Source organism: Pseudoalteromonas sp. CO342X (assembly GCF_004208915.1).
Taxonomy (GTDB): Bacteria; Pseudomonadota; Gammaproteobacteria; order Enterobacterales; family Alteromonadaceae; genus Pseudoalteromonas; species Pseudoalteromonas maricaloris.
This window is the reverse complement of record NZ_SGPH01000023.1, coordinates 146,647-173,480: the sequence shown is the minus strand read 5'-3', so window position 1 is coordinate 173,480 and position 26,834 is coordinate 146,647. Positions and strand designations below refer to the sequence as shown.

Sequence of the window (26,834 nt, the reverse complement as noted above, 5' to 3'; positions counted from 1 at the left end):
TTATTTGGTAAAAGTGTTTTGCAATATCTTTATACCGTACTCTCCCGATAAGGGGGAGGAGTCCATACATCTCCCACAGAGATTTTATGTTGCTGGTAGGTGCGGGTTTACATCGCGATCTCTTAACCTAACCTCAATGCGATAAACTCAGCGAGTTTATCAACCGCGTGGGCGGATTCTTGGGTGTTTTTGACAAGGCTGATACCGATTTGTCCGAGTTCGGGTAATATTTGGGTTTGGGTCTGATAGGGGAGCTCTGCTGGCACGGTGCTTTTGGCTAGCACAGTGATCCCGAGTCCCTCTTTTAAAGCGGCGGTAAGGCCGGTTAAGTCGGCGTTGCTATATACGATACGGTATTGTAATCCAGCTTGCTGCAACGCCTCGATAGCGCGGCGGCGATAAATACAACCCTCCGGCGCGGTGACTAAGGTAACAACCGAATGCTGCGCAAGCGATAAATCGCCAACCCAAACTAATTGATCCTGCATAAAGACTGGATACTTAGAGGATGAGAGTTCTTCATTAAGCGCTAGCACCAAATCAAATTGATCTTGCCTTACCACAGAAAGTAAGTGTTTACTCAGTCTTGATTTAACTTCTAATGCAACATCAGGGTATAAAGAAACGAAATCGCCAATAATAGAAGGTAAGATCCGTGCTGCAAACTCACTTGGAATGCCTAAACGTACTCGGCCTGTCACACTCTCTGAGGTAAATTGCTGAATAATTGCATCGTTCTGCTGCAGCATTTGTTTGGCTAGGGGCAAAAGTAGCTCACCATATTGATTCAACACCTGCCTTTGGCCCTGCTTTTTAAACAGCTTGCAACCTAGCATGTCTTCTAACCGTTTGATTTGCAAGCTAACAGCAGGCTGAGATAAGCCAAGCAATTCCCCGGCCTTGGCAAAGCCACCGACATCAACCACAGTGACCAGTGTTCTTAATCCATCAATTGATAAGTTTTTCATATAAGGAAATGCAATTTATAAAACCCAAGTACATTAATATTATTTATCAATTGATAAGTAAATACAATTTGTTGTTGAGTTTGCGCATCCTTATACTTTTGCTCATCGAAATTTCACTAAGGTAGTGCCATGAGCGTCACGCCAATTATCTTTGCAAAGCACCGTCAGGGCAGTGTTCCGGCGCAAAACCATTACATGCCAACTGATGCTGTTGTTGTACTCGATTTCAGCGGCTTTGAGACCACGCCTTTCTTAAGCCAAATTCTTGCACTTAACTTGAATAAGTTAATGGCACCAGGTTTAGGTTTTCAAGGCAAACTAGACAGTGGCGAAAATTTCGCCGTGTACTATTTTAGTGAAACGGCTTACCGTTTTGTCGTAAGTGAAAGCGCAGCTGCTGAGCTGACAACACTGATTGATAGCCATGCCGACGAGTTCGACATTGAACTAGTACGTCGTCACGACTTAGTTGCTGCCACCATAAGCGGTGAGCTTGCGTTTGAGCGTTTAGTTAACGACTTTACATTAACGCCAGGCCTTAGGATCTCAGATAAAAATGCCTGCTATGGCAAGCAAAGCGGTGAAGTATTTATTACGACCTTGCTGGTGGACGAACAGCAACAGTATCAGTTGATTGCGCAAGCTGCTGTGTTAGATAAGTGGCAAACGACGCTCACTGACGCTGGTTTTAAACTCGTTTCATAAATTCCGTGCAGTTATCGTAAGCGCGATAACAATAACCCCCTCAGCGCCAACCTATGGTGGCTGAGTAAAAAAGTGAAGGATAAGTATGACTTCTAAAACAGTACTACACGCGAAGCACCTAGAAGCTGGCGCGAAAATGGTAGACTTCCACGGTTGGGAAATGCCAATCAATTATGGCTCACAAATTGAAGAGCACCACGCGGTGCGTCAAGACGCGGGCATGTTTGACGTTTCACACATGACGATTGTTGATATCGAAGGTGTAGACGCAAAGGCATTTTTACAAAAGCTAGTTGCAAATGATGTAGCTAAGCTTACTGTGGCTGGTAAGGCGCTATACACAGGCATGCTAAACGAGCAAGGCGGCGTGATTGATGACCTTATCATTTACTTCTTCACTGAAACGCAATATCGCCTAGTAGTTAACTCTGCAACACGCGAAAAAGACCTTGCACATATCGGTGCGGTAGCAGCAGATTTTGATGTGGCAGTTACTGAGCGTCCTGAGTACGCGATGATTGCGGTACAAGGTCCAAACGCAAAAGCAAAAACAGCAACTATCCTAGACGAACAACAACAAGCGGCTGTTGAAGGCATGAAGCCATTCTTTGGTGTGCAAGCTGGCGACCTATTTATCGCAACAACTGGCTACACTGGTGAAGAGGGTTATGAGATCGTAGTACACAATGACGGTGCGGCGGACTTATGGCAAAAATTATTAGACGCAGGTGTGCGTCCAGCTGGCCTAGGTGCACGTGATACGCTACGTTTAGAAGCGGGCATGAACCTTTACGGCTCAGACATGGACGAGACGGTGTCTCCACTTGCAGCGAACATGGCATGGACAATTGCATGGGAGCCAGAGGAGCGTGACTTTATCGGTCGTGCAGCTATCACTAAACAGCGTGCAGAGCAAAGCACTGATAAGCTGGTAGGTTTAGTCCTAGAAAGCAAAGGCGTATTACGTGGTGGTTCTAAAGTTATCGTAGAAGGTGGCGAAGGTGTTATCACTTCTGGTACATTCTCACCAACTTTAGGCTTCAGTGTAGCGCTTGCGCGTGTACCTCGTTCAATTGGCGAGACTGCACAAGTTGAAATGCGTAAGAAGCTAGTTGATGTTAAAGTAGTTAAGCCAAGCTTCGTTCGTAACGGCAAGTCAATTATCTAGTTTTTATAGATAATAAATAGAATAACATTGATGTCGCTCACGGGGTGACATCGCAACCGATCAAAGGAACAAAAAAATGAGCAACATTCCTAGCGAGTTAAAGTACGCTACTTCACACGAGTGGGTTCGCGCTGAAGGTAACGGCATATACACTGTTGGTATTACTGAGCACGCACAAGAACTTCTAGGCGACATGGTATTCGTTGAATTACCAGACGTAGATGATGAAGTTGACGCGGGTGAAGACTGCGCGGTAGCTGAGTCTGTAAAAGCAGCGTCAGACATCTATGCACCAATCGGCGGTACTATCGTTGAAATCAACGAAGACCTAGAAGATGCGCCTGAAACTGTAAACAACGATGCTTACGGTGACGGTTGGTTGTTCAAAATTAAAGCGTCTGATGAGTCTGAGCTAGATAACCTACTAGACGCTGAAGGCTACGCAAATTCAATCGACGAAGACTAATTTGTTGATAGTAATAAAAGCCCCTTTTTAGGGGCTTTTATTGTTGCTTTTTGGGCAAGGGTGCTTGCTCAAGGTATGACGAGATCATGCCAACGTTTTTAGAATACTGCCGTTACCAAGGTATCTCATTTAGATAAAAACAGTATTCACCTTTTTCATTTGGATCATAGGAACCTGGACTAATGTCAAACGCCAAATCTCTTGAACAGTTAGAGCAAAAGCAAGATTTTATCCGCCGCCATATCGGGCCAAGCCCAGCACAGGTGAGCGAGATGCTAAGCGCTCTTGGAGTATCTAGTGTTGAAGAGCTGATCGGTCAAACTGTACCTGCTTCAATTCGTTTAGAAGAGGGCTTACAGATCGGTGAAAGCCGCACAGAAGTGGAAACCCTAAGCTACCTGAAGTCAGTAGCAAGCAAAAACAAGGTTTTCAAATCTTATATCGGTCAAGGCTACCACCCAACGCACGTACCTCACGTTATCCTACGTAACGTACTTGAGAATCCGGGTTGGTACACGGCTTACACCCCTTATCAGCCAGAGATTGCGCAAGGTCGCTTGGAATCACTACTTAACTTCCAAACGCTGACTATGGACATTACCGGCCTAGACTTAGCCAGTGCATCACTACTTGACGAATCCACTGCAGCGGCAGAAGCAATGGCGCTTGCAAAACGTGTATCTAAAGCGAAAAAAGCAAACATCTTCTTTATTGCCGACGACGTACACGTACAAACTATCGACGTAGTATCTACGCGTGCTGAGCAGTTTGGTTTTGAAGTAGTAGTAGGTCCTGCTAGCGACGCTGCTAACCACGAGATTTTTGGTGCGCTATTCCAATATCCAACAACATCAGGTGAAGTGGTTGACGTTACTGACCTAATCGCACAAGTACAAAACAAAAAAGCGATTGCCTGTGTTGCCGCAGACATCATGAGCTTAATGCTACTTAAAGCACCTGGTAAACTAGGCGCAGACGTAGTGCTTGGTTCTGCACAGCGTTTTGGTGTACCTATGGGTTACGGCGGTCCACATGCTGCATTCTTTGCTACGCGTGATGCTTACAAGCGTTCACTACCAGGCCGTATTATTGGTGTGTCTAAAGACCGTTTAGGTAACGACGCACTACGTATGGCGATGCAAACTCGTGAACAGCATATCCGCCGTGAAAAAGCCAACTCAAACATTTGTACTGCACAGGTGTTACTTGCGAACATGGCTGCGTTTTACGCGGTTTACCATGGTCCTCAAGGTCTTAAGATCATCGCTGAGCGTATTAATCGCCTTGCAAGCATTCTTGCAACGGGTCTTAAAGCAAAAGGCGTGACACTTAAGCACGACACTTGGTTTGACACCATTACCGTTAAAGCAGACGACGCTGACAAACAAGCGGTTGTGGCACGTGCAGTAGCAAAAGGCGTGAACTTTGCCCTTAACCACAACGGCGAATACTCAATCGCAGTAAACGAAACCACAACGCGTGCAGACGTAGCAGAGCTATTTAACATCATTTTAGGCGACGACCACGGCCTAAATGTTGATGCGCTAGACGCACAAGTATCAGGCGAGAACATCACAGGTATTCCTGCAAGCCTAGTGCGCGACGACGAAATTTTAACGCATGCTAACTTCAACAGCTATCACAGCGAAACCGAGATGCTGCGTTATATCAAGCGTCTTGAAAACAAAGATTTAGCACTAAACCACTCAATGATCTCATTGGGCTCGTGTACCATGAAGCTAAACGCAACCGCTGAAATGATCCCAGTAACTTGGCCTGAGTTTGCAGAGCTACACCCATTCTGCCCAATCGACCAAGCACAAGGTTACAAGATCATGATGACTGAGCTGCACGACTGGCTTGTCAACATCACAGGTTACGACGCAGTATCACTACAGCCTAACTCAGGTGCACAAGGTGAATACGCAGGTCTTATCGCGATCCGTAAGTACCATGAGTCTCGTGGTGAAGGTCACCGTAACATTTGTTTGATCCCAAGTTCAGCGCACGGTACAAACCCAGCGTCTGCACAAATGGCAAGCATGAAAGTGGTTGTGGTTGACTGTGATAAAAACGGTAACATCGATATGGAAGACCTACGCGCGAAAGCCGCAGACGTAGCTGAAAACCTATCGTGCATCATGGTCACTTACCCGTCTACACACGGTGTATACGAAGAATCTATCCGTGAAGTATGTGACATCGTGCACCAGCACGGTGGCCAAGTATACATGGACGGCGCAAACATGAACGCGCAGGTTGGGGTAACTAGCCCAGGTTCAATCGGCTCTGATGTATCGCACTTAAACCTACACAAAACATTCTGTATTCCACACGGTGGCGGTGGCCCAGGTGTTGGTCCTATCGGTGTTAAATCGCACCTAGCGCCATTTATGCCGAACCACAGCGTGATCAACGTAGAAGGCACAAACGTAGGTAACGGCGCGGTTTCTGCTGCACCTTACGGCTCAGCTGCTATTCTACCTATCTCGTGGGCATACATCGCGATGATGGGCAGCGAAGGCCTAAAACAAGCAACAGAAATGGCAATCGTAAACGCTAACTACCTAACGGCTAAATTGAGCGAGCACTTCCCAATTCTATACCGTGGCCGTAACGACCGTGTTGCTCATGAATGTATTGTTGACCTTCGCCCACTGAAAGAAGCCACAGGCATTACCGAAATGGACGTTGCTAAGCGTCTACAAGACTACGGCTTCCACTCACCAACGATGTCGTTCCCAGTAGCGGGCACACTAATGGTTGAGCCAACGGAATCTGAGTCTAAGGTAGAAATCGACCGCTTTATCGAAGCCATGGTTTCTATCAAAGGTGAAATCGACAAGATTGCATCAGGCGAATGGTCTATCGAAGACAACCCATTAGTATTTGCACCACACACGCAAGCAGACGTACTCAGCAACGACTGGAACCGTGCATATGATCGCCTCGCAGCGGCATTCCCAGTACCAAGCGTAGCAAAAGACAAATTCTGGCCAACAGTAACCCGTATCGACGACGTATACGGCGACCGTAACCTAATTTGTTCTTGCCCAGCGATTGATACTTACCGCGATGCGTAAGGGTTTTGTCGTACTCTAATAAAGTCAGTGACTTTATTTCGGTAGTTTGTGAGTCGAATATAGTTTGTGACTCATAGAAAATTGAAAGGTGAGCCTAGTGCTCACCTTTTTTTTAACTATACATTTGAAAATTACAATGTTGATAGTTGAATTTTAGGGGGATAGTCACGATGAATATTAAACTTTGTCTATAGCTTTTTGGCTAAAAGTGTTATGTTATTGAAGTTCATATAAATTTTTTGTCGATGTCTGTATAGCCATGAAAGACAATATTATTCAATGTGATGCCATAGAAGTTTGTTGTCTGCGTTGAAATAGCGAAGTTGTTACTTTGTGAAGGGATGGATTTTTAAGGATATTTCAATGATTCCAGAATTAAGACATATATCATCTGAACTAGAACTATATGTTTATGTCATTGAAAAATTTAAAACTATATGTTTTTCACAAATGATTGCAGAAAACTCCAATTATTATGCATGTTTCATTTTATAGGAAGGTGACAACTTGTTTATCTTCAAACGGAAAGATGCTAAAAAACTTCGTTCATTTGCCACCAACTGTTTAACTACTCATCACAAATATGCTACAAGGTTTTTTAGCCCTGCTCGCTCAAAATGGGTCGCTTAATTACCTGCTTGAAGTGCGATATTAATTCCTCCGACGAGCACGGTGAAGCCGCTTCTATCGCGGCAACTAGGTCTACGCGACGGTCTAATTGGTAGAGAGCCTCGAGTTCACTGAGTAAACGTCCTCTTTGTGAAGGCAAAATCGATTGGTCAAAGCCTTGCAAATACATGCTATCCCACTCGTGAATGGTGATATTCCGTTGACTCAAAAAGCTACTTAGGAAGCGTGAACGGTTGCGACCGTATCCTTCCACAACCATACATTTGTAGGGAATCCCTAGCCTTGACATGGCATGCAGAATCGTTAGGCCTCGCTCTACCGATAAATCCATATTGCTATCCAAGTTGTGATCTAAACCTGCGCGGCGTGGTTCGGGCGAAGCGTAGCCGTGGATGCGGATCACGTTAGCATTGCTCATACGCACTTTTTCGTAAAGCGGCTTAAGTTGCTCTCTTAGAGTTGGTAAATCTTCCTGACGAATACGAGCTTGATTCCGTTCAAATACGGCCAGCTCCGATTCGTATAATTCCAGTACATCACCGTAAACGATGCTCGGTTGTTTTTTAGGGGACGCTCTGAGGTTCTCAATCTGCATTGTCAATTTAGTGATCTCCAGCTGTGCGTCTTTTAGATCGAGTTGCAGCGACTCAATAGTTACTGATGGCTCGCAGTTACCACCTTGACAGTTTACAGCTTGTTCTGGCTCAATATCTGTAACCGAATAACTCATGCCAACAACAGCCAGTATCGTGATAATGACCGATAGCAAAGATAGAACAAGGTCCGTTCCCGGTCCCATTTCGTTATCGCTTTCTAGCTCAGTATTTTCAAACAGCACTGCTAATCCTCGCTTTCAGAAACCGTTAAAAAGCTGCTCACCTGTGATATGGCTTGTTGCGCAGGTTCGCCGATAAGGCCCATACCCAGCAAAAGCGCTATGCATGCAAACACACCACCTAGCAAACTAGCAGAAAGATACCCCAACACGTGACGACCCTGTGGTTTTACTTCGGGTGACTGGCTAGGCCAAGCGTCAAGTTTGTCATTCAGGCTATTTAATACACGGGCTAAATCATCGCTGTGTTGATGAGAGTCCGTTGCTGTATTCACGCCTCTGTTTGTTTGTTCTTTCAGTTCAGTTATTAATTGCTGAAGATTGTTTTCTAATGAGTTGTTCGGTGTGTTTTGTTTAAAATGCTCGACCAGTGAATTCAGAGTTCCTAAAACAGACTCAAGTTTCGCATCACTCGCAGGTGTTGGATTACTGAGGCTTTCATTAATTGTCGCAAGGCCTTGTTCTAAACCCTTACTCAGGTTGTTGATGCTGACACTGACTTGATTCATCAGTGCTTCATTGCGCTCCCTGCCTAATTCATCAGCCTGTGCCAGTGCGTGGCTCAACGTTGAATTCCATCTCGATTCATAGGATTTAATATCATCCTTCAGAGTGCGGAGTTCTTTCAGGTGAGCTTGGTGTGCCTGACCTAGAGTATCGATTGCCTGCTGGTTCTTTTCTAAGGTTTGATAAGTATCAGCCACAATTTGTCGCTGCTCCTGCCCCTCTTTAAGTAAGTTTTCGACTTCTCTGATCAGGTTGCTGGTGTGCACATGAACGGTTTCACGGTGCTGGTCGATTTCATCTGATAAACGTTCAACATTAGCGGGTAAGTCGCCTTCCAGTCTCGTAAAGCTCAGTACATGTCCCAGATCCATCCAGGCTGATTCCAGTTGGCGCGAGGTTTTGCCATAGGCATTGTCCACCATAGTTACCAGAATTTGGATCATCAGCGCAGCCCCTAAACCCGCAATACTGGTTCCAAAAGCAACGGTTAACCCTGAAATGAGTTCACCGATGGCGTGGCGTTGATCGCCCATGCCCTGAAACATGTTGGCAACCGGTTCAAGACCTATCAATAGGCCGATGAAGGTGAATAGAATACCGATACGTAGCGCAACCTGTTGCGGGATTTGTACTGCGGTTTTAAACGGAACTAACGAGCGGATAAATACCTGCGAGGTTAAATCAGAATCACGGCGCATTTCTTCGGCATTTTTGACCAATTGTTGAACCATTAGAGAGGCGACGGTTTCATTACCAGAGCCACCCCCTTCACCGCCGAGATAATAATCTGGGTCACGCTGACTTTTAGTAACATCCAGCACCTGTTTGCCATCTTTGGTGATAATGCTGCGCCTTTGCTGATTCGCTTTATCTGCCACGTTTTTAAGCAAACGGTGCTCAAGGCCATAACGTTGTCGGGCTTTTAAACTAGTGAAATATGCCCAGCAAATCGGTAGCACATATACCAGTGTGCTGATAATTAATTGGTTGGCATTGCCGTTGCGAATATTGTCGGGAATATTTCCCCACAACGCAACAACGGGTAGTACACATAGCAAAGGGAATACCCACCATCCCCAAGTTTGAAATCCTACTGAAAAGCCAGTGCTAAATGGTGATTTCATATCTTTTTCTTTCCTTATGCGTCTGGCTGGAGTTAGTCTTCTGAGAAGCCAGAAATATTAGCCTTTGGATTATGACGTGGCTGCGGATCATCAGATGGCCTTGCAGCAGCTTCGGGTCCGTGGTTTCCAAGTTGTCGCTGGGCAAATCTTTGCTCGAATTCTTTTATTTTTTGCTCGATTTCATACTCAACCTGACCATGTTGTTCTATTTGTTGATTTCTACGTTTTATAAGTGCTTGATAGGTTTCGTAACTGGCTTCGATAGCCATGGTTTCTGTATCAAATTGGAGTAATTTGGCATTTCTATTAGCTTGAAGAGATTTCTCTATCTTCATATCCTCAACGATATGACCTTTGTTTCTCCAGTATTCTAGTTTTTCCGATTCACTTAGGCTTGGAATAACTGATTCGATATGAATACCGACTCCCTGACTTCCCAAGTCGGCGCTCAGCTCCTCATATAGCAGTTTTTTAAGCACTTTTTTTCCTTCAAATGTACGTGCTGATAATTCGTCATGAGGCAGGCCGTCCAGAATATTTTTCATTTTAGCGGGGACAGATTCAGCTAACTCGTCCAGTTTAAGTTGTCTGTAGTTCAACTTTACCGCATTACTTCTGCTTGGTTTATCAAAGCGCCATTGAATAGCGACGGGGACCAAATAATCGTCCCCCACAAATTCTTGTGGCATATCTGGCATTACTTTTAGATGTGTTTGCTTAACCACATCATTTTCTAATATCCGTAGATCCTTACGCATATTGGGGTCATTCTGATGGATAAAAATGTGCTTAGCCTCAAAAGCGAAACGATTTTTAAGTTCCTCTTTAATTGCGTGTTCAAGTCTTTCTTTGACGGGTTGCTTATCCTCTGGCGCTTCATGAAAATGTGCAAAGTAATCACTTATCTCGACTTCCCGCATTATGATTGCGGCTTTATCGGTGGCAATTTTTTCGATTTGCTTTTCAACTGTGGAGCCAACTACAGATGTAGCACTAAAAGCTGCGCCTATTGAGGAAATATACCCTTCAAGATTAATTTTAAAATTGGCCTTGCTACCTGGATCGCTGGTTTCATAATCTCTGGGCTCGAAGTCATAAATCTTGGGCTTAAGCAATTCCCACTCTGGGATAGTGGGGTCTGGTACTAGGGTGGTAAGACCTATGCCGTAGCGGGCAGCCGTTTGATTAACAATGCTGTGCACATCTTCACGTACTTCTTTGAAGTTATCGGGGCTCAGGCTATCGGTATCACGTTTAAATAAGACCGCTTCAAAGCTTTTGTCTAACACCTCCTGAGCAAAACTTTTTAAGCCAGGCTTGCCCATTTTATCATATAAGCCGAGATCCTGAATAACGATGGCTAGCTTGACATCAAACTTGAATGTCTGGCCCTTCACGCTCGTCCAGTTGACATGGAATATATCCGATAGGCTTTCTTCTTGAACCATACGCGGAGTTTTCAGGGTAAAGCGTTGTATTGTCCAGCCGTGAAGGCAAAGTTTTTCGTTGATATGATCTTCTAATCGGCGGTCAAAACGGGAATCTAGATAAACATCGTTTAGAGTCTCGTTACGCTCTACATAGTCTTTGGTCCAAGCACGTATTTGCAAATCCCAGTCTACTTTACTTTTTGGGCCTGACTGGCCTTTACTTGGCAGAGGGTCGATACGCATATCTATATTGACTGAGATTTCTCTGTCTGAGTCTTGGGTGCGTACGGGAAATGATGGCGTTTTTATCTCCATGCTAGCAGAAATAAACTTGTCTGTTTCTAGGATGCATATTGCTTCCAAAGAGAGAGTTTTGAGGGTTGCGGTTACAATAGCTGTTAACGCTCTATTATTACCGTGCGCCCAAGAACCCAGTGCCACGTTGCCACGTTTTTCCGCTTCTGCTTGCAACACCTGTTGCATGGCGTGTTCTATCGTATGTTGAATCGATAGATTGGTTTTCACAGACTCGCGGATCAAAGCTGCGCCGTCTTGAACTAGGTGTGCAGCCCAGCGAATGGGGATATCTAGGTGTTCGTCTGCAACAAAATCACCAACACGCACTATGGAAATTCCCGCTTTGACCCGATAGTCATTGCGCACAGCAAAGCGGTGTACGGTTTTGAACCTGCTACTGAAACCTGTGAGTATTTCACCGGTCTTGTCTACGCGTATTAATTTATGATGGTTATCAGGCTCGTCGCCATTGGCAAGCTTGCGGCAAATATCATCAATTGGTTTTGAAACACTCATTTGGCAATATCCTTTACTGTTTCTTGTTGCAGGCCGTCGAGATATTCGGCCATTTTGCGATATCTTCTTACTTTGTTTCGTATTAACTTTTTCAAATTTAAATAACTGATTTCGAAGTGTTGACTAGCGCCGTCGGGTCGCTTAGTTTCTCTTTCCAACAGCTCTAATGTATTGGCTGCATCGCGCCAATGAGCACATAGTTGGTGAACCTGTTCAGACTCGAGACATTTATTCACACAACTTAGGTAAATAGTGATGGTGTCTAGAGATTCTTGTGTGCTGCCTTCAAGGCTCAATCCTGCCGCTGCTGACGCCCATTCAGCTGAGGCAACACAGAAGTATTGGAAGTATATTTTTAAGCGTGAAGAATGCAGTTCGTCGAATGCTTTGGTTTGATCTAGTTGCCAGCGTTGTTTTATGGACAGCAGCGGGTTTTGATGAAGCAGTTGATGATGATTTTCAGTCACCTGACTGAGGTATTTTGCCGAAATAATTTCATACAATTCATCGTGAAGGGCCTTAAACGTTGCATCCATCGGGTCGTCGAGGGCTGACTGTAAACCGAACAACATCATGTTGGCAATGTATTTGACTGGCTGAGCTTCAGAAACACTATGATACACCAACTCAGGATCAACCATATTGTAATAGCTTAGTAAGCGCTCTATGGAGTCTGGCGTTTGTTTGGCGATAATCTCACAAAAGCTTTCTTCGATATTACCGCTGTAATGAGAAAAGTCAGCGCGAATTGCATCAAACCATAATCGCGAGTAGGTCATATGTACAATAATACTCTCTTCATTTTGTACTTTAATCTTGTCGCCAATGACTTCAAGCACCTTGCACCTTTCACCCAACGATGCTCGCATGTGATAGGCAAACACGCGGCGCATGGTAAACCACCACTTACCTGCGGATAAAATATTTTGCTTCTTTCGATGCTCGAGGAATTCAAACATGTAGTCTAAGGTTGAAAATTGTTTCTGATCAGCCAACAAACCAAATGCGTTTATGAGCAGTTCGGTTTGGATGTTGCTGTCTTTTACGGTGTTTAGAGCCTCGCTGATAAATCCTTTGTATTCCTCAACGGACATACTGCTCTTTCTGATTGCTTTGATGTAGAAGGCGATACCAAACGATACGTAGTTCAGCAGCTTTTCTGATCGTGTTCTGCTAATTTTACCATTGTTGTTGGCCCGAATGTGCTGCTCGCGAGCCGCTATCATCTGAGCGCCGTTTTCCAGTAGTTGTGATAGTGTTCTTGCGATAGGGAAATCAACGCTGTTGATGCTGTTTACACAGATCAACAATTGTGAAAAACCGTTTGCCTCAGATATAGAGGTCATATGTCGGTCTGAGGATTGCTCTGACTCTGGGAATAGTTTGTTACGACCAAGGATATAATCGTAGATTTGTTGAATAGTACCAGGGTAACGTCGATAAAACTCTTCAACCAACCACTCTTCACTGGAATTCGCTACGGCAACTATCAAGCCATGTTCTTCGTGTCGCTCTATGGTCAGGCTACAGTTATCGACTAACTCATCGAAGTATTCTATCCACAGTCCGTTGGCATCTGCATCTACATATTGATGGTTAGATGTAATGGTTGTGGATGAATCAGCCATTTTGGCGCTATCGGAAGCATTCTTTTCAAGTTTTTTTTGTTGGATAACCGGATAGCGTATACGTTTCTCACTCAGAATAAAGTAACCCCAGCCCCGTAACTCCATATAACGAACAGGACGACGTTTAGACAAACAACAATAGATGGCCAACAACATTTTATTGAGGGGTTTTTGCCACCCATGTTCGACGATTGCTTTGAGTTTTTCAGATTCCTGCTTTTGACTATCGGACAAAGCTCTTTGAATTAGCGCCTTTAAGCTATTACTTTTTTCTTCATCTGATTTATCCGCGAGACGAGATACATCTTCCTCACATAACTTATTTGCAACTCGGGGGGATTTTCTAAGCCATCTAGGATGGCTTGTCGGAAAAAGATCGGACAAATATTGTCGAGTGTTTTCATCCAAGTTGATGCCATCATGCCACTTATTAATGAGAATGCTTGGCCAGTCAATATGGAAGGACTCAGCCATGGAAGTCAATCGAAGGGCCAAGGTTGTGTCTAATGATTGCTCTTCAATCAAGATACATATCTGCAAATAAGCGTCTTTGTTACTGATTAGCGTGTTTAGCTGAGCTAGGTTTTTTTCAGCTATGAGCCAACGACATAATTTAGGGTGGATACTGAGCTGAAGATTTAAGCGTATATTGTCTCCTTGGGTGAGCTCGCGATCAAATAGCTCAAAAATTTCATCCGCTGGGTTGTATAGCAAGACATCGTCTTGCGGAATGTCTCTAAAATGAAAAGTTCCTGAGTATTCACTTGAAAATTCCCGCTCAATTTTAGCTGCAATACTGGCGCTGACATCAGCTACAAAAGACTCTCCATAAATAACCAGCACGGAACTGTCAATGTTATCCATCAACTTACAAATCGCAGTAAACTGGTCAGAAAACCAAGCTTCGTCTATCTCAGGTGCAGGTACTTCATCGGCATCAACCAGATAAGAAAACTTATCTTCTAATTGTTGTTTAAATTCTCCTGGTAATTGTTCATCACTGTCCTCAAGTTCTGAAGATTCATTTTCTGTGTCCGTTGTTGTGGAAGCGGTTTTGGACTGCTCGTCACCAGTCAAGTTTGCAGAGTCTTCTTCATGCGTGCTCAGTTGTACTTTTTCGGTGTTAGAGATATTTTCCTCAAACGAGTTGTCTTCAGCTTCTAATCCATCTTTGTCGTCACGGTGGTTATTCTGAGGTTCCATTTTTTATTATCCTAAATGTTGGGCAACTCGCTTAACACCAATCGGAAAGTAACCTGGTGATGGTTATGTCGATAGGGCATGCTTAATTGATATAGTTTTCCGTTATGCATAAACGTAGGTGCGTACGCACTGATTCTGTGTAGGGCTTCGGCTGCGCAATACTCGTACATTCCCCTTGGGGTCAGATGTAAATTCAAAGGATGGTTATCCGTGTGTGATTGCCTGTTTTGACTTGTTACCTGAGCCACTGGATACCTGGCTTTCTTTGGTAATGAGTAGGTTTCCTCTGCTGTTAAGGCATTCAGCCATTGCTGGTAAGTTGGCAGGCGAATGTCTAGGTCGTTTTCTTGTTGGAGTTGGTTAATGATTGCCGTAACCTGCAGAAAGTTTGCCCCTGAAAGCGGTATGGTGTGCTTTTGTAGATTCACAGCAGGCATGACGCTTTGCTGGATCCAATATCCACCTTCCACTGACAATTGTTCATTTGCTTGTGATGGCGGAACGAAGATGAAAGTTTCCTGATATGTTTGGCCGTTGAATTTGAGAGCTTTTGTTATGCTTGTTTTTTCTAGCCCAGAGGCTTGACAGCAGGCTAGTTGGCGCTGTGTTAGGCTCATCTCGACATTGCTCTGTGCTGTATCAAGCTCTAGCCATTGCTGCCAGTCAATTAGGTTGCTGGGAGCGAAGTTTAGTTGTGATTGAGCGCTTTGTGCGTCTAGAAATTTCAATATTTCGTGGCTAGTAATAAAGCCACCCACTCCAAATTCTAGACCTCCCAAAGTATTGATACCAAATACGGCAACCGTACCCTTATGCTCGCTGCACAATGCACCGCCACTAAACCCTTCACTAGCCCCTTTACCTGCTTTTATGAAGCTTATATCACCGTTGATGTCTGATTCAAAATTGGCCAAAAAATCTTCATCGGGTTGGTGGTATATTTTCATGGTCCAACCGCCATCTTTTGCCGGAAAGCCAATAGACACGTTGGGGCGTGGATTATCGCTTATATTAGATGCTTTGCGATTAGAAATAACTGGCGCGACGTTATTAACGGGTTCACGCAGTTCAATGATGGCTAGATCCAGCAAGGGGTGACAATAAACCTTTTTAACACTTCGTCGCGAATGGCGCGATTTAACAAATAGCCTACTTGTTCGATGTGGCTCTTTTGAATTGATATTCACTACAACATGCTTGCATGTAACGATACACAATGGGTTGACAGCAAAGCCGGATCCCAGTGGGAACTCACGTTGCTCTGACCCCTCAATAGTACCGATGGCAAATAACCAATCAGGCTGCTTTATTGGTGTATAATCCATGTCCATCGAATTTGACCATCTTTATTCATGGATTTCATCACGCAATTTTTCACCAGCCCCGATAGAGTCTTGCTCGAAGGCCTCCCAAAGTGCCAGATCGCTTTCTGTCGCAATAGCGTCTTTCACACGGCAGATAACAGCAGGATCAACCAATGCTGCACTTGAGCCTATGAACTTTGCCTCTTGGCTGAGAAAGTCTTCGCTTTGTAAGTCTATGTGTTCCTCTTCGCGTCTTGCTTCAACGCGCTCCGACAACACGTGTAACAAATCAGAGTAAATACGCGCAAACTCGTCCACTACCGGTAAGAATTCTCGCTCTTCGATGTCTTTAGATGGGCCAGCCAAAGCTTGGCGAATTGAAATGAAAGCCAGTGCATTGGCTTCATGCTGACTCAATTTGCGAGCTATTTTGCGTTTGTTACCTATTATCTGCTCTTTGCCAGCAAAGGTGTTTGCAATCATGCCTTGCACTCTGTCAGAAGAAAACAGTTCAGCTTCGACTTTGGATAGAGGTAGTTGACTCTTACCAGAATCATTGATGAGCACACCAAATACCCACATAGGGTTGATGTTTTTCGCCTTGCGTCGACTAAATAGGTAATACTGAAATTTAGATTCAGGCAATCCGGCGGTTAAGTATTTACACCCACTGTCCCACCAGTCAACGGACACGCGCTCCATTTCTTCGAACATAGTTTGGCGGTCGGTAATTTCTGGTAAGCCATTTTTGGAGCCTTTACGAAAATGTGCATTTGCCGCCCAGAATGTTGAATAGGGGGTTTCACTGCAACAGAGTATGGACCCCGGTGGTATTTGGTCGCTATCAGCTTTGACTCTGAATTCCATTCGTTGGAAGCATAACTCTGGGTTGTCGTAGTCAAGACTGCGTACTTTCAAGTCACTCAGTTCAACCCATGTCTGACCATCGTATCGGTAGCCGCCGTCGACACTTTTATCTGCCACAACACGGGTTAATTCTACTTCTCTAGACTGAGGGGCCGCACCAATTTCAACAGCGCCAAATGGATTGGCTTGTTCAGGAAATAAATGGTTGTTGATATTAAATTTAGCCATGTTATAGCTCCTTTTCACTTGTTGGATTTAGGTCATTTGCAATGAATCACTTTTCCTATTTATTTATTTTTTTTGCAAAAAGTTGATCTATTAGTGCCGAATGTTTTTCAATGTCTTCTGCTGTTTGTTGCTCTAACGATTTTGTTTGTTTTAATCGATTTTCAAGCGCGTTTTTCTTTGGGGGAACAGTTTCGTTCTTTTTGCTTGTCTTTTCTGAAAATTGTTTTTCTTCTTTTTGTAGCTGAACGGTAACTAAAGTGAGATCCAACATTAAGGTCTCCAATCTTTGCTGTTCCTGCTTGAGAGCAAAGAGGGTTTGTTCATCAATCAACTTCGCCGCTTGCTCTGATGCTAACAATGTGCGGCTATCATCAAGTATATTTTGCGACGTTTTTAGTTGCTCGCTTATCTTGTCTATTTCTAGATCGATATGTGTTCGCTCGGTGTTAGTCTCTACTAGGCGTTCTTTAAGAATGGCGTTGAGGGCATTTAACTCATCAACTTCACTTTGTTGTTGAACCAAGCGTTTGTCATATTCACCGCCCACCACGCCCTTTAGACCACCTATGAACCCACCTCTATTCGGATCGGTACTGATGGAAGTACAGGCCGCCAGTATCAATATTGTGGCGACCACTAAAAAGGTGCGCATACTCAAGATTGTCCAGCTAGGGCAGACAGTTCGCTATCAATTGAAGCCAGCTCAGCATTTTGTTCGTTATACTTAGTTAACAAAGCTTGCAGCTCCGCTTCGTTTTCTACATCAAATTGCTTCTCAAAGTTTGCTAGGTTATCCATTGCCTGTTTGTATTTTTTGTCGGTAAACTGGATAGCCTTGGCAACAACTTTTCTATCATTTTGAATTTGAGCCATTAAATCATCGTATTGCTGCTGTTGTTGCTTATTCTGGGCTAAGTGTGACTCCAACTCTTTCAGTCTTTGTTTATCCGCAATAAGCAATTTGCGTGCGGTGCTAACCATTGCTGATAAGTTATCGTTTGTGTCAGTAAGATCTTGTTTTAAAGCGTTGAGTGCCGACTCTTTGTCTGCATATTCTTGTTTTTTACCAGCAATATAGTAACCATAGGCGGCTCCCCCAGCGGCACCAACTAATGCGCCTTTTAATACCGCCTGTTTATTGCCACCTGTTGCTAAGGCGACCAGAGAACCTGTAATTGCCCCTAATAAAGCACCTTCGGTAACTGTCTGGCTAAAGTCGTCCAGCTGGTTATCTAGTTGTTGTGCTTCAGGGGAGACATTGCTACTGCCCATAGCCGGAAAATCAGGTATGCCTTTACAACCAAAGAGGCTGAAAACCAACACTGGGGAAAGAAGTAAGCAACGTAGTTTATAAGTAGGTATCATATTTAATTCCTTTCATTGTTTCCTGTCATCAAACATACGAAGTCGAATTTTGCTCAAATTCAACCTGTACGGGTATGTTAGTTATTTTATTCAACTCAATGGAGGGGAGAAGCACGTTAATGCTATGTTGGCTTATTCCTTTTCCGTTAACAATTACTCTACCTTTCGTTTGGGGTATGTCAAGTCATATTGGTGTGTAAAAACAAAACGATTATATAGTTGGTTGAAAAACAAAAAAATCCCGCCTCAGGCAAAATGCTAGTGGCGGGATTTTTACTTACTTGGGTTGTGTGAGTGAGTGAAAACTATGTTCAATGGTGGCTTTAAAGCCCCAATTTTCTTTGAACACAGCGCCTTCGCTAACTGCGTTGCGTCGTACATAGGGGGCCATTGCCCATTGCTTATCTGAGGCGAGGAAAAACTTACTCTCAGCCGCGTGATGAACGTCATGGCTACACAGTTCGGTGTTACCAACAACAAGGTATTTGCTTGGCATTGCGACAAATAGCATGTATGTCCACCAAGTTAGTGGTGCTTCAGGTGTGTAAGCTTTGCCGAAGAAGCGACCTGCGGTGTACTTTGTTTCTGCTTTTAGATTGGGGTTTTGTCCACGTACCAGTTTTGGTTGATGCTCAGATAAATTCTGGAACAGTGACAAGATGGCAAAGCCAACAATCAGAGGTAGCAAATAGGCTAGTAGGTACAAAGTACCAAAACCAGAGGTTAAGGCAATCGCTGGCAGTGTCAGATGAAAGCCGATAGCTGCCAGTTGTCGCTGACGGATAACGCGTTTGGATGGCAATGTAGTTGTCAATACAGGATCAACAGAATACGGTAGGAAGTTTGCCCGCATTCTGCTGATTAGTATTTTTGCGTAATAAAGCGGGCTCAGCAATAAACAGAATGTTCGCATCCAGTACCATTCGATAAATTTGCCAGGCTTGTAACCCCAGTTGTCAAAGAAACTTGCATCAGGGTCAGCGACAGAATTTAGTCGACCGTGATGACCACCGATGTGGCTGAGTTTATACATCCACATTGGGGTTGTTAGCGCAAATACTGAATAGGCTTCACCCAACAAACCGTTGAACTTCGAATTACGGTGCAGCGTGCTATGCGTTGCGTAGTGTGTGAAACTGACTTGCATTGTGCGCATGCTGGCTGAAATCATCAAAAAGGCAATGAGGTATAAAGGAATACCAAGCCAGCTAAGGCTGATGGCGAGAGACGTCATCATGATACCAATTAGGACAAATATGAGTGTCATCATCTGGCGATGACCTGCGGAAAATTCAATAAGTGCAGGCAGTGACTTCGGTGCCTTACCTGAAATTTCAGTCAGTGCTTGTTGAATGCCCAGATAAAAGATTGATGGCAGCTTCGCGCCAATGTTCACCATGGATTCGCGAATGTCCGTGGGGGGGGACTGTTGTGGTTGGCGACGGTCAGTGTTTTTTGGTCGTTTAAAAAGGTTGATAGTTTGTAGGAATTTTTTCATACATATCTCCAATAAGTTAATGAAGACGATGCCCTATGCCTCATCTCAGAAACTTCCGCGAAGTCCCCCTCTTGGTTTTTTAAAAAATTTAAACTGTTTTGTTTTTTGATTTTTATAAATCAATTTTTTACTTTTCATGGGCTTCAACTAGATATGAGCGTGATCTACTCAGGGATAGAACTGAAACGCGAAAAGTTGCCATAGGGGAGGTTTTTAAAAGCACATATAAGCTGTTTTTATGGAATGTAATGTTGTTGATGGTGAGTGAAGTGGGGGACTGCATATCGATATGGGGAATAGTGAGTTCAAAATCACTGACTAAGGTTGTTGATAGTCCTGCTTAAGGGATTGTGCGTTAGTTTTACACCTCCGTATTTCAGTCTCTTGTAATCAATATTCAACAAGCTAAGGTGGTTTCTAATAAAGACAGCATTTGGATAAGCTGGTAGGCCCAATATAGGGAAGTTTATGAAAAGAAAAATATATCTTACCGTTAGCTATGTGATGTTTTCGCTAGCTTTTTTTGTTGCATACTCTCTATAGAAAGGATAGTTAGTGCATATAATTCGTGGGCCCTGTTATATTTGTCACCACCTTGGCTCCTTCAAATGGGCTTTGTTGTTTTTGTTGGGTTTACTTAGATACACCTCTTAGAAAAAATAGGCGCTTACTCGGTAAAGTTTGATTTAGATAAGTTACAGAAAACATCACAAAAAGGATTTTCCGTGGTGAGAAGCTCAATTATCGCCTCAGTGACCTTCTTAGTTGTATTTTGGTTTTGTCCATCATTCATGAATGAAGCAATTAATCTGTGGTATTTTAGTGCTGTTACTTATCCTTATTTATTCTGGAGAATTACTCGTTCATATCGGTATGTTCCATTTTATTATAAAAAAGTAATGTCATCTATAAAGCAACGAGTAGCAAAAAATCCAGGAAAGAAAGACCTACATGCCAATCATTATATATCGGTAAATAACCTAGAAAAACTATTGATGAAGACCGTTATGACAGAGAAGAAAAAGGTCTATTTGTGAATTTCAGTCGGTTTGATGTAGGAGTACTAGAGCGATTAACAAAAAAATAGAGAAGACTTGCGTGAACTATTGCAACAGCAAAAAGAGCCAGAATGGATGGTGCCTATTACCGCATATTTTTGGGTCGATGGCGCAAAAAGCATAAGCTTTGAATCGTATCTGATAGTCAACAATCGTTAATCTTCTGACCTTTGCAACGTAAGCGTTGCCTAAACCACACCTAGTAGCTACGTGTTTTTGCCAGTTTGTAAAATAAAGTTCTGATCTTAATTTGGAGTTTACAATACTTAAAAATAAAACAGCTGAGTAATGGCTGCAACTTATCGAGCAACAGGAGCTCAGAGGTTTGTCTGTGACTTCTGCTTGCAGCACCATCTTAATACCAAGTTATTTCTATTGCCGTTGCAGTAAGCTTTGCAAGCCAACACCTCCTCAGTCACCTTTTATTACCGTTAAACCAACGTCACCGGAGTTGCCTCTGGAGTCATGTCACAGGTTCAATGAAAAAAGTGAATTGCCTTGGCAAGGCATTGTTCGAGAGTTTTATGAAGAATCCTTGGTAGAAGTAACTGACCTATACAATGGCTAATTCTTAGATCAGTTTTATGCATCCTATTCGAACGTTATTCAGGTCATTTCAGTATTTGTAGTTAAGTGTCCAGCTAATCAAGAAATTGTTTTCAATGACGATAATACTGACTTGAATGATACACTCTAGAAGAAGTATTGAGGCTCTTACCTTTTCCAACGCAATATGTAGTGTTCAAACACGTATGGGAGTATTTTGGAGATAAGCCTATTAACGAGCTTTTTCGTATAAAGCTTGGCTAACGAGCAGTTAAAGCAGAGTAGCAATGCTGTTTGAATCAAGTTTAGTGATGCTAGAAGTACAGTAGGGCCTCGGTTATCCGACCCCTGATTTTGTCGCGTGCATTTACCGCCTTAATGGACGGTAATAGGGAGATCGTTTACTACTAACGATTGGCCATTTTGCTGAGCTCTAAGAAAACTGGATACCAAAACATCGTTGGATAGGGTGCTGATGTCGTTAACGGTTTCGACCATGCAAAACGTAATGGACTCCCAACCTAGATCTTTAATAAAGGCCTCAAGTTTATTGATGTTATCTTCATAGTTTTCGTCTGTGGTTAACAGGCCGATGGAGTGTTTGTTACCGGGTTTGTATTTCCCTTGCTGAGAGATGGCGCATTTGGCGTAACCGCTCAGTACATAAACTGTATTTGTGCTGTTGTTCATATTGGTGACATGCTTAAGTTTAATTCTGATTTTGATTTCAGATGCATTTTTTAAACCAAGCTTGTAAATATTGCTCTGCTGTTTGCTTATGTATTGAAAGTATTGAGAAAATTTATTGTGTATTTATCTTGGTTGTTGAACCTATAAAAGGCGTCAATTTTTTGTGAGATTGAGTGATAGGGATTTCGCTTGAATTGTGTTTCTATCTAAAGCTACGCTGAAAACAAAGGGAGCTGAAGCATTACTTGTCGCCATAAATGGCGACCTACGTAGGGCACAATGAAAGAGCAAAGCTATAAAACCCAGCTTTTTCCGTGTGCTTATATCTGCCGCTTTGTCGAGATCAAAAGGAGTTGAAGCATTATTTTTCGCCATAAATGGCGACCTACGTGGGATAGCGTAAGGTTGCACTGCGAAATGCTGGCTTTGCTTTCTTTGTTTTGACAAGTTGTCTTTAAATCATCTCGTTAATCTTGTTGCTGGTACGATGAGTTGTTACTCTCAAGTTCAATAAACAAAATTAAAGGCAATATCATGCAGGAATTTTTAGAAAAATTTGCAATCACCACCAAAGTGAATGTGGTATGGGGCGAAATGGATGCGTTGGGGCATGTGAATAACGTGTCGTACTTTCGCTATTTTGAAACCGCGCGAATCGATTTTTTGACTCAAACGGGCTTACTTTCTGTATTATCAGAGCCTACCCATAGTCCGGTTTTACGTGATACTTACGCGCAATATAAAAGACCCGTTACGTTTCCAGATACCTTGTATATTGGCTCATATATTACCGATATCAAAGAAGACCGCTTTACCATGCGCTATGAGGCGTTTAGTGAATCACAACAAGCAGTATGCACAACCGGGTATGCGAATGTAGTGATGTTTAATATGAAAACAGGTAAAAAATCGCCAATTCCAGAGAATATGTTGGCTATCTTGAAGCAATACGAGATGGACGATAATCAATAGAAGTGTAGAGTTTGGTTGTTGCTTTGTATCGATGTTTGAAAAACTGTCGCGGCGTAAAGCCGCTGCTACGGTAGTATGAGATGGATGATAATCAATAGAAACTCGAGTTTGGGTGTTTCGTTGTATCGATGTTTGAGAAACTGTCTCGGCATAAAGCCGCTGCTACGGGAATATAAGATGGATGATAATCAATAGAAACTCGGAGTTTAGGTATTGCTTTGTATTGATGTTTGAAAAACTGTCGCGGCATAAAGCCGCTGCTACGGGAATATAAGATGGACGATAGTCAATAGAAGCGCGGAGTTTGGGTATTGCTTTGTATCGATGTTTGAAAAACTGTCGCGGCGTAAAGCCGCTTCTACGACAATGTGAGATGGACGATAGTCAATAGAAGCTTGGAGTTTAGGTGTTGTCGCGTTGCTGTTTTAGAGTTGTCGCGGCATAAAGCCGCTGCTACGGTAGTAGGAGTTTTCGTTATGATCTTGATATCAAAAGGTGAATTAAGTTATCTATGCCAACATTAACGGCGAAACAGAACATCAAAGCGATAGTTTCCGCGATTCAAGCTGAAGAGCGAACGCTTCGAACGCGTTATCCTATTTTAAATCAGCAAAACGGTATTGCTATGGTGATTTTGCTGTTGTCGTTAAGTGCGCTAATTGGCGTTGCCTCGCTTTACTATTTTGCCGTTATTCCTGCATGGCTGTGTATTATCTTGGCGGCTTTTATTACCTCTATTTCTCATGAACTTGAGCACGATTTGATCCACAAGCAGTATTTTAGTGACCGCCCATTTGTATATCATTTCATGATGTTGACGGTGTGGCTTATGCGACCAAATACGGTGAATCCTTGGTATCGCAGACAAATTCATTTACATCACCATAAAGTGTCTGGTACTGAACAAGACATAGAAGAGCGCTTGGTGGGTAATGGTATCCAATCTCCTTGGTTGCGAGCTGTGGTGGTTACAGATGGATTGCTAGGTTTATTATTGAATGCCAAGCGGTTTAGTCGAGAAATCAAGGGTTTTACGTTTTTGCAGGTCTTTAATGCTGGTTTTCCGCTTGCCACGGCTTATTTTGCGACTTTATATGGTGTGATTGCTTATTACGTGCTGCAATTTATACAACCATTTGAACTACCCAAATGGGGAGCTGAATTACTAGCGGTTGCTGAGTTTTTATTGGTGGTGCTTGTTGTGCCTAATATGATCCGCTCAGCATCTTTAAACCTTGTCACATCTTCAATGCATTATTATGGTGGTGTGAGTAACATGTTAGAGCAGACCCATGTGATCACCAGTCGCTGGTTTTTACCGTTTCAGTTATTTTGTTTTGATTTTGGCCGTACGCACACTATCCATCACTTTGTACCTAATCAACCGTTTTATATTCGGCAATTGATAAGTAAAAAAGTACGCCCAGTTATGGCTCAGCACGGAGTACGTTTTGATGACTTACAAAGCCTAAAAAATGCAAATCACTACCCCGACAAAGAGCAGGTTAGTCAAAAATAAAAAGATCTTCACAGCAAAAACTTATCCAACTGTTAGGCGGTTATTGATATCACGGCTGGTGAGTATCTGACTAGCATCAAATCCCGTTGAGCGTTTTGCCATACGGTCGTATAACAACACGTTGACTGTCGCGGCTAAGTTCATGCAGCCTGTGGTTGGCACATACACCACGGCATCGGCGGCATCCACGATTTCTTGTGGCAGGCTGCCATCTTCAGGGCCAAAAATGTATAACGCATTGTCGGGGTGAGCAAACTGTGGCAGTGGGGTTGCGCCCTCTACCAGTTCAACGCAGACAAGTGCACGGCCTGCTACTTTTAAACTGATGAAATCATCAACTTGTTGGATGGGAATGTTGTCGGCAACGTTTTTTGTATCCGTATGATACTTTGCAGCCCTCGCATAACGATTGCCGCTAAAGTAGATGGCTTGCGCATCATAACAACCTGCGGCCCGTAATACGCCACCCACGTTGGTTGGTGATTTAGGGTTTACCAATCCGATTGCTACAAATGACTCGCTCATACTTTTTAATTCTCACTATACCGGCAGTAACGCCACCAAAAATTCGACGAGCGATTGTATCATGCGCGTGATTTTGTGCCAGTTGGTATTGTTGGGGGAGAGCTGGTGTTGTCGAGCTAAAGCTCGACCTACGCTTTTGCCTGGGATTGGGTAATCTGCGTTCTTGGGTAGAGCCGATGTTGTCGAGCTAAAGCTCGACCTACGTTTTTGCCTGGGATTGGGTAATCTGCGTTCTTGGGTAGAGTAGATGTTGTCGAGCTAAAGCTCGACCTACAGAAGTTGGGCTTAGTAGTCTTCTAACTCATCGTCAGATAAATCGTTTGATTTTCTATAGCCTGGCTTTGCTAAAATCTCAACATAAAAGGAAGTGAGGTTTTCAGTTTGCGTTTTATCAATCAACTTGTTTAGTTGTGATAGGTGCACCGGCTCGGCTTCGGCTTCTGTGTTACCAAACTTACAATCAAAATCCCAATAATCAGCGCCCGCTGGCAAAGTTTTGTTGCGCTCGCGCTTTAGGTATTTTTTAAGCTCATGCTTAACCGCGTCAACGCGTCTTTCAAGTTTGATTTTAGGGTGAATTAGTTCAAATGTCTTTTTCATAGTTGCCTTCAAGCAAGAAATACTCAATCGGCAAAACAGTATGCCTGAGTAGATAATGTGTATTGATTTAAGCGTAAAGCTTACGCGCGAATAAATACAGGAATGTAATAGGATATTTTACGTTATATTTTGTGAACTGGCGAGGGACTTTATGAGTGTCCAAGAGAATAAAAGCTGAGTTGGTTGCGCGAGTTCGCAGCCAACCCGTATTGCTAACGTAACCATTGATAATGGTGGATTAATTCGCTTTTGGTTGCGTTTGAGATGGAGTTGATGCCGCCAATTTACGCTCCAAACGTTCTAATTTTTCTGCCAGTGCGGTTTGTGTCATCTCTATTTGGGTAAGGCTTGCGCCGATCTCTATCTGTTTAGAGTCTCTGCTTTGTGCTTGAGACTTTAACTGATCAACATCGCCATTAATGGCAGCTATTTGATTTTTTAGCACACTAGCGGCTTGCTGTTGTTCTTCTAATAGCGATAGTTTTAAAGCAAGCTCCGTTTGACTCTGCGATAGCGTTTCTACTTTGGTAGTCGTACTGGTCTGGTTTTTAGCGTTATTACTTGCTTGCTCTTCGAGCTTTTTGATGTCTGATTGGTTTCTTCGCCACGCTGACGCCCATAGTTTATCCATCTGCGACCAAAGCTCGTCTGTGCGCTCGGTTAGTGTGTTCAATTTTGCTTGCATTGCACCCGCGGACAAGTCCATCTCTTCATCTGTGGCGGTGAGGGTATGTTCAAGCTCAGCAATGCGCTTTGTTGATTCGAGTAATTGTGCCTGGGTTGTTAAGTTTTGTTGGTAGAGCGCAAACGCCGCAGCGGCCAACGCAATAATCGAGATTGCACCCAACCAATTCATCATCCCTATACCTTTGGCGGGCTGGCTTGTTTGTTTGGTACTTTCTTTTGGTGCTGAGGTTTTACGGCTCGCTTGAGTGGTGGAGTTTTTATAGGCTTCAACCTGATCTAAATCTGGCGTAATACTGGGAAGCTCAGGTTCAATTCTCTTATCCAACGTACTTTCCTCTTTTTTGAGATTTATAAGGAGCCTTAGCAGCTTACTTGAAAATAACGCAATATGGAATCGGCTGGGTTAAGTGAGTCG

General features: G+C 43.4%; 20 protein-coding genes. 6 read left to right on the top strand and 14 right to left on the bottom strand.

From position 1 onward, the window contains the following. Positions 1-122: 122 nt before the first annotated feature. On the bottom strand, positions 123-968 hold the full coding sequence (locus EXT47_RS12890) for a LysR family transcriptional regulator (RefSeq protein ID WP_010370532.1): 846 nt from the start codon (positions 966-968) through the stop codon (positions 123-125). Positions 969-1,097: 129 nt separating this feature from the next. On the opposite strand from EXT47_RS12890, the gene EXT47_RS12885 reads away from it, so the two are divergent. From EXT47_RS12885 to gcvP, 4 genes are all read left to right on the top strand, one after another. Beyond that, complete coding sequence (locus tag EXT47_RS12885) at positions 1,098-1,673, top strand: hypothetical protein (RefSeq protein ID WP_130126771.1); 576 nt, start codon at positions 1,098-1,100, stop codon at positions 1,671-1,673. Positions 1,674-1,758: 85 nt separating this feature from the next. Further along, positions 1,759-2,841 carry a glycine cleavage system aminomethyltransferase GcvT gene (gcvT, locus tag EXT47_RS12880; protein ID WP_045990156.1) on the top strand — a complete coding sequence of 361 codons (1,083 nt, stop codon included), beginning with the start codon at positions 1,759-1,761 and terminating at the stop codon, positions 2,839-2,841. Positions 2,842-2,917: 76 nt separating this feature from the next. After that, positions 2,918-3,307: a glycine cleavage system protein GcvH gene (gene gcvH / locus EXT47_RS12875; protein ID WP_130126770.1), complete on the top strand. Its 390-nt coding sequence runs from the start codon at positions 2,918-2,920 to the stop codon at positions 3,305-3,307. Positions 3,308-3,489: 182 nt separating this feature from the next. Beyond that, the gene (gene gcvP, locus EXT47_RS12870; RefSeq protein WP_130126769.1) at positions 3,490-6,390 is read left to right on the top strand and encodes an aminomethyl-transferring glycine dehydrogenase; all 2,901 of its coding nucleotides are present in this window, start codon (positions 3,490-3,492) and stop codon (positions 6,388-6,390) included. Between the two features lie 598 nt (positions 6,391-6,988). On the opposite strand, the gene EXT47_RS12865 is transcribed toward gcvP, so the two are convergent. The 10 genes from EXT47_RS12865 to EXT47_RS12820 all read right to left on the bottom strand — a co-directional run bounded on the left by EXT47_RS12865 (position 6,989) and on the right by EXT47_RS12820 (position 22,116). Further along, complete coding sequence (locus EXT47_RS12865; protein ID WP_039491981.1) at positions 6,989-7,858, bottom strand: OmpA family protein; 870 nt, start codon at positions 7,856-7,858, stop codon at positions 6,989-6,991. Positions 7,859-7,860: 2 nt separating this feature from the next. Further along, entirely contained in the window at positions 7,861-9,486 is a 1,626-nt protein-coding gene (locus EXT47_RS12860) for a hypothetical protein (protein WP_039491984.1), read from the bottom strand. Between the two features lie 32 nt (positions 9,487-9,518). Further along, positions 9,519-11,729: a hypothetical protein gene (locus EXT47_RS12855; RefSeq protein ID WP_130126768.1), complete on the bottom strand. Its 2,211-nt coding sequence runs from the start codon at positions 11,727-11,729 to the stop codon at positions 9,519-9,521. Beyond that, positions 11,726-14,560 carry a hypothetical protein gene (locus EXT47_RS12850; protein WP_130126767.1) on the bottom strand — a complete coding sequence of 945 codons (2,835 nt, stop codon included), beginning with the start codon at positions 14,558-14,560 and terminating at the stop codon, positions 11,726-11,728. The genes EXT47_RS12855 and EXT47_RS12850 overlap by 4 nt, the downstream gene beginning before the upstream one ends. 11 nt (positions 14,561-14,571) lie before the next feature. Next, the gene (locus tag EXT47_RS12845) at positions 14,572-15,891 is read right to left on the bottom strand and encodes a serine protease (protein ID WP_039491996.1); all 1,320 of its coding nucleotides are present in this window, start codon (positions 15,889-15,891) and stop codon (positions 14,572-14,574) included. A gap of 15 nt (positions 15,892-15,906) precedes the next feature. Then, entirely contained in the window at positions 15,907-16,959 is a 1,053-nt protein-coding gene (locus EXT47_RS12840; RefSeq protein ID WP_039491998.1) for a hypothetical protein, read from the bottom strand. 55 nt (positions 16,960-17,014) lie between these two features. After that, a complete protein-coding gene (locus EXT47_RS12835; protein ID WP_039492000.1) occupies positions 17,015-17,611 on the bottom strand; it encodes a hypothetical protein in 597 nt (198 codons plus the stop codon). A gap of 2 nt (positions 17,612-17,613) precedes the next feature. Further along, complete coding sequence (locus tag EXT47_RS12830; protein WP_130126766.1) at positions 17,614-18,324, bottom strand: glycine zipper domain-containing protein; 711 nt, start codon at positions 18,322-18,324, stop codon at positions 17,614-17,616. Positions 18,325-18,601: 277 nt separating this feature from the next. After that, positions 18,602-19,822 (bottom strand): fatty acid desaturase, encoded by a 1,221-nt coding sequence (locus tag EXT47_RS12825; RefSeq protein ID WP_039492006.1) that lies wholly within the window; start codon positions 19,820-19,822, stop codon positions 18,602-18,604. 1,979 nt (positions 19,823-21,801) lie between these two features. After that, on the bottom strand, positions 21,802-22,116 hold the full coding sequence (locus tag EXT47_RS12820) for a hypothetical protein (protein ID WP_130126765.1): 315 nt from the start codon (positions 22,114-22,116) through the stop codon (positions 21,802-21,804). Between the two features lie 534 nt (positions 22,117-22,650). Here EXT47_RS12820 and EXT47_RS12810 point away from each other — a divergent pair. Continuing rightward, positions 22,651-23,088 carry a thioesterase family protein gene (locus tag EXT47_RS12810; protein ID WP_039492017.1) on the top strand — a complete coding sequence of 146 codons (438 nt, stop codon included), beginning with the start codon at positions 22,651-22,653 and terminating at the stop codon, positions 23,086-23,088. Positions 23,089-23,599: 511 nt separating this feature from the next. Continuing rightward, a complete protein-coding gene (locus EXT47_RS12805; protein ID WP_130126763.1) occupies positions 23,600-24,607 on the top strand; it encodes a fatty acid desaturase in 1,008 nt (335 codons plus the stop codon). Between the two features lie 21 nt (positions 24,608-24,628). On the opposite strand, the gene EXT47_RS12800 is transcribed toward EXT47_RS12805, so the two are convergent. The 3 genes from EXT47_RS12800 to EXT47_RS12790 all read right to left on the bottom strand — a co-directional run bounded on the left by EXT47_RS12800 (position 24,629) and on the right by EXT47_RS12790 (position 26,744). Further along, positions 24,629-25,132, bottom strand: a complete 504-nt coding sequence (locus EXT47_RS12800) for an RNA methyltransferase (RefSeq protein WP_130126762.1) — start codon at positions 25,130-25,132, stop codon at positions 24,629-24,631. Between the two features lie 285 nt (positions 25,133-25,417). Then, complete coding sequence (locus EXT47_RS12795) at positions 25,418-25,732, bottom strand: DUF6172 family protein (protein WP_010370561.1); 315 nt, start codon at positions 25,730-25,732, stop codon at positions 25,418-25,420. Positions 25,733-25,970: 238 nt separating this feature from the next. Further along, positions 25,971-26,744, bottom strand: coding sequence for a hypothetical protein (locus tag EXT47_RS12790; RefSeq protein WP_130126761.1), 774 nt, complete (start codon positions 26,742-26,744; stop codon positions 25,971-25,973). Positions 26,745-26,834: the final 90 nt, after the last annotated feature.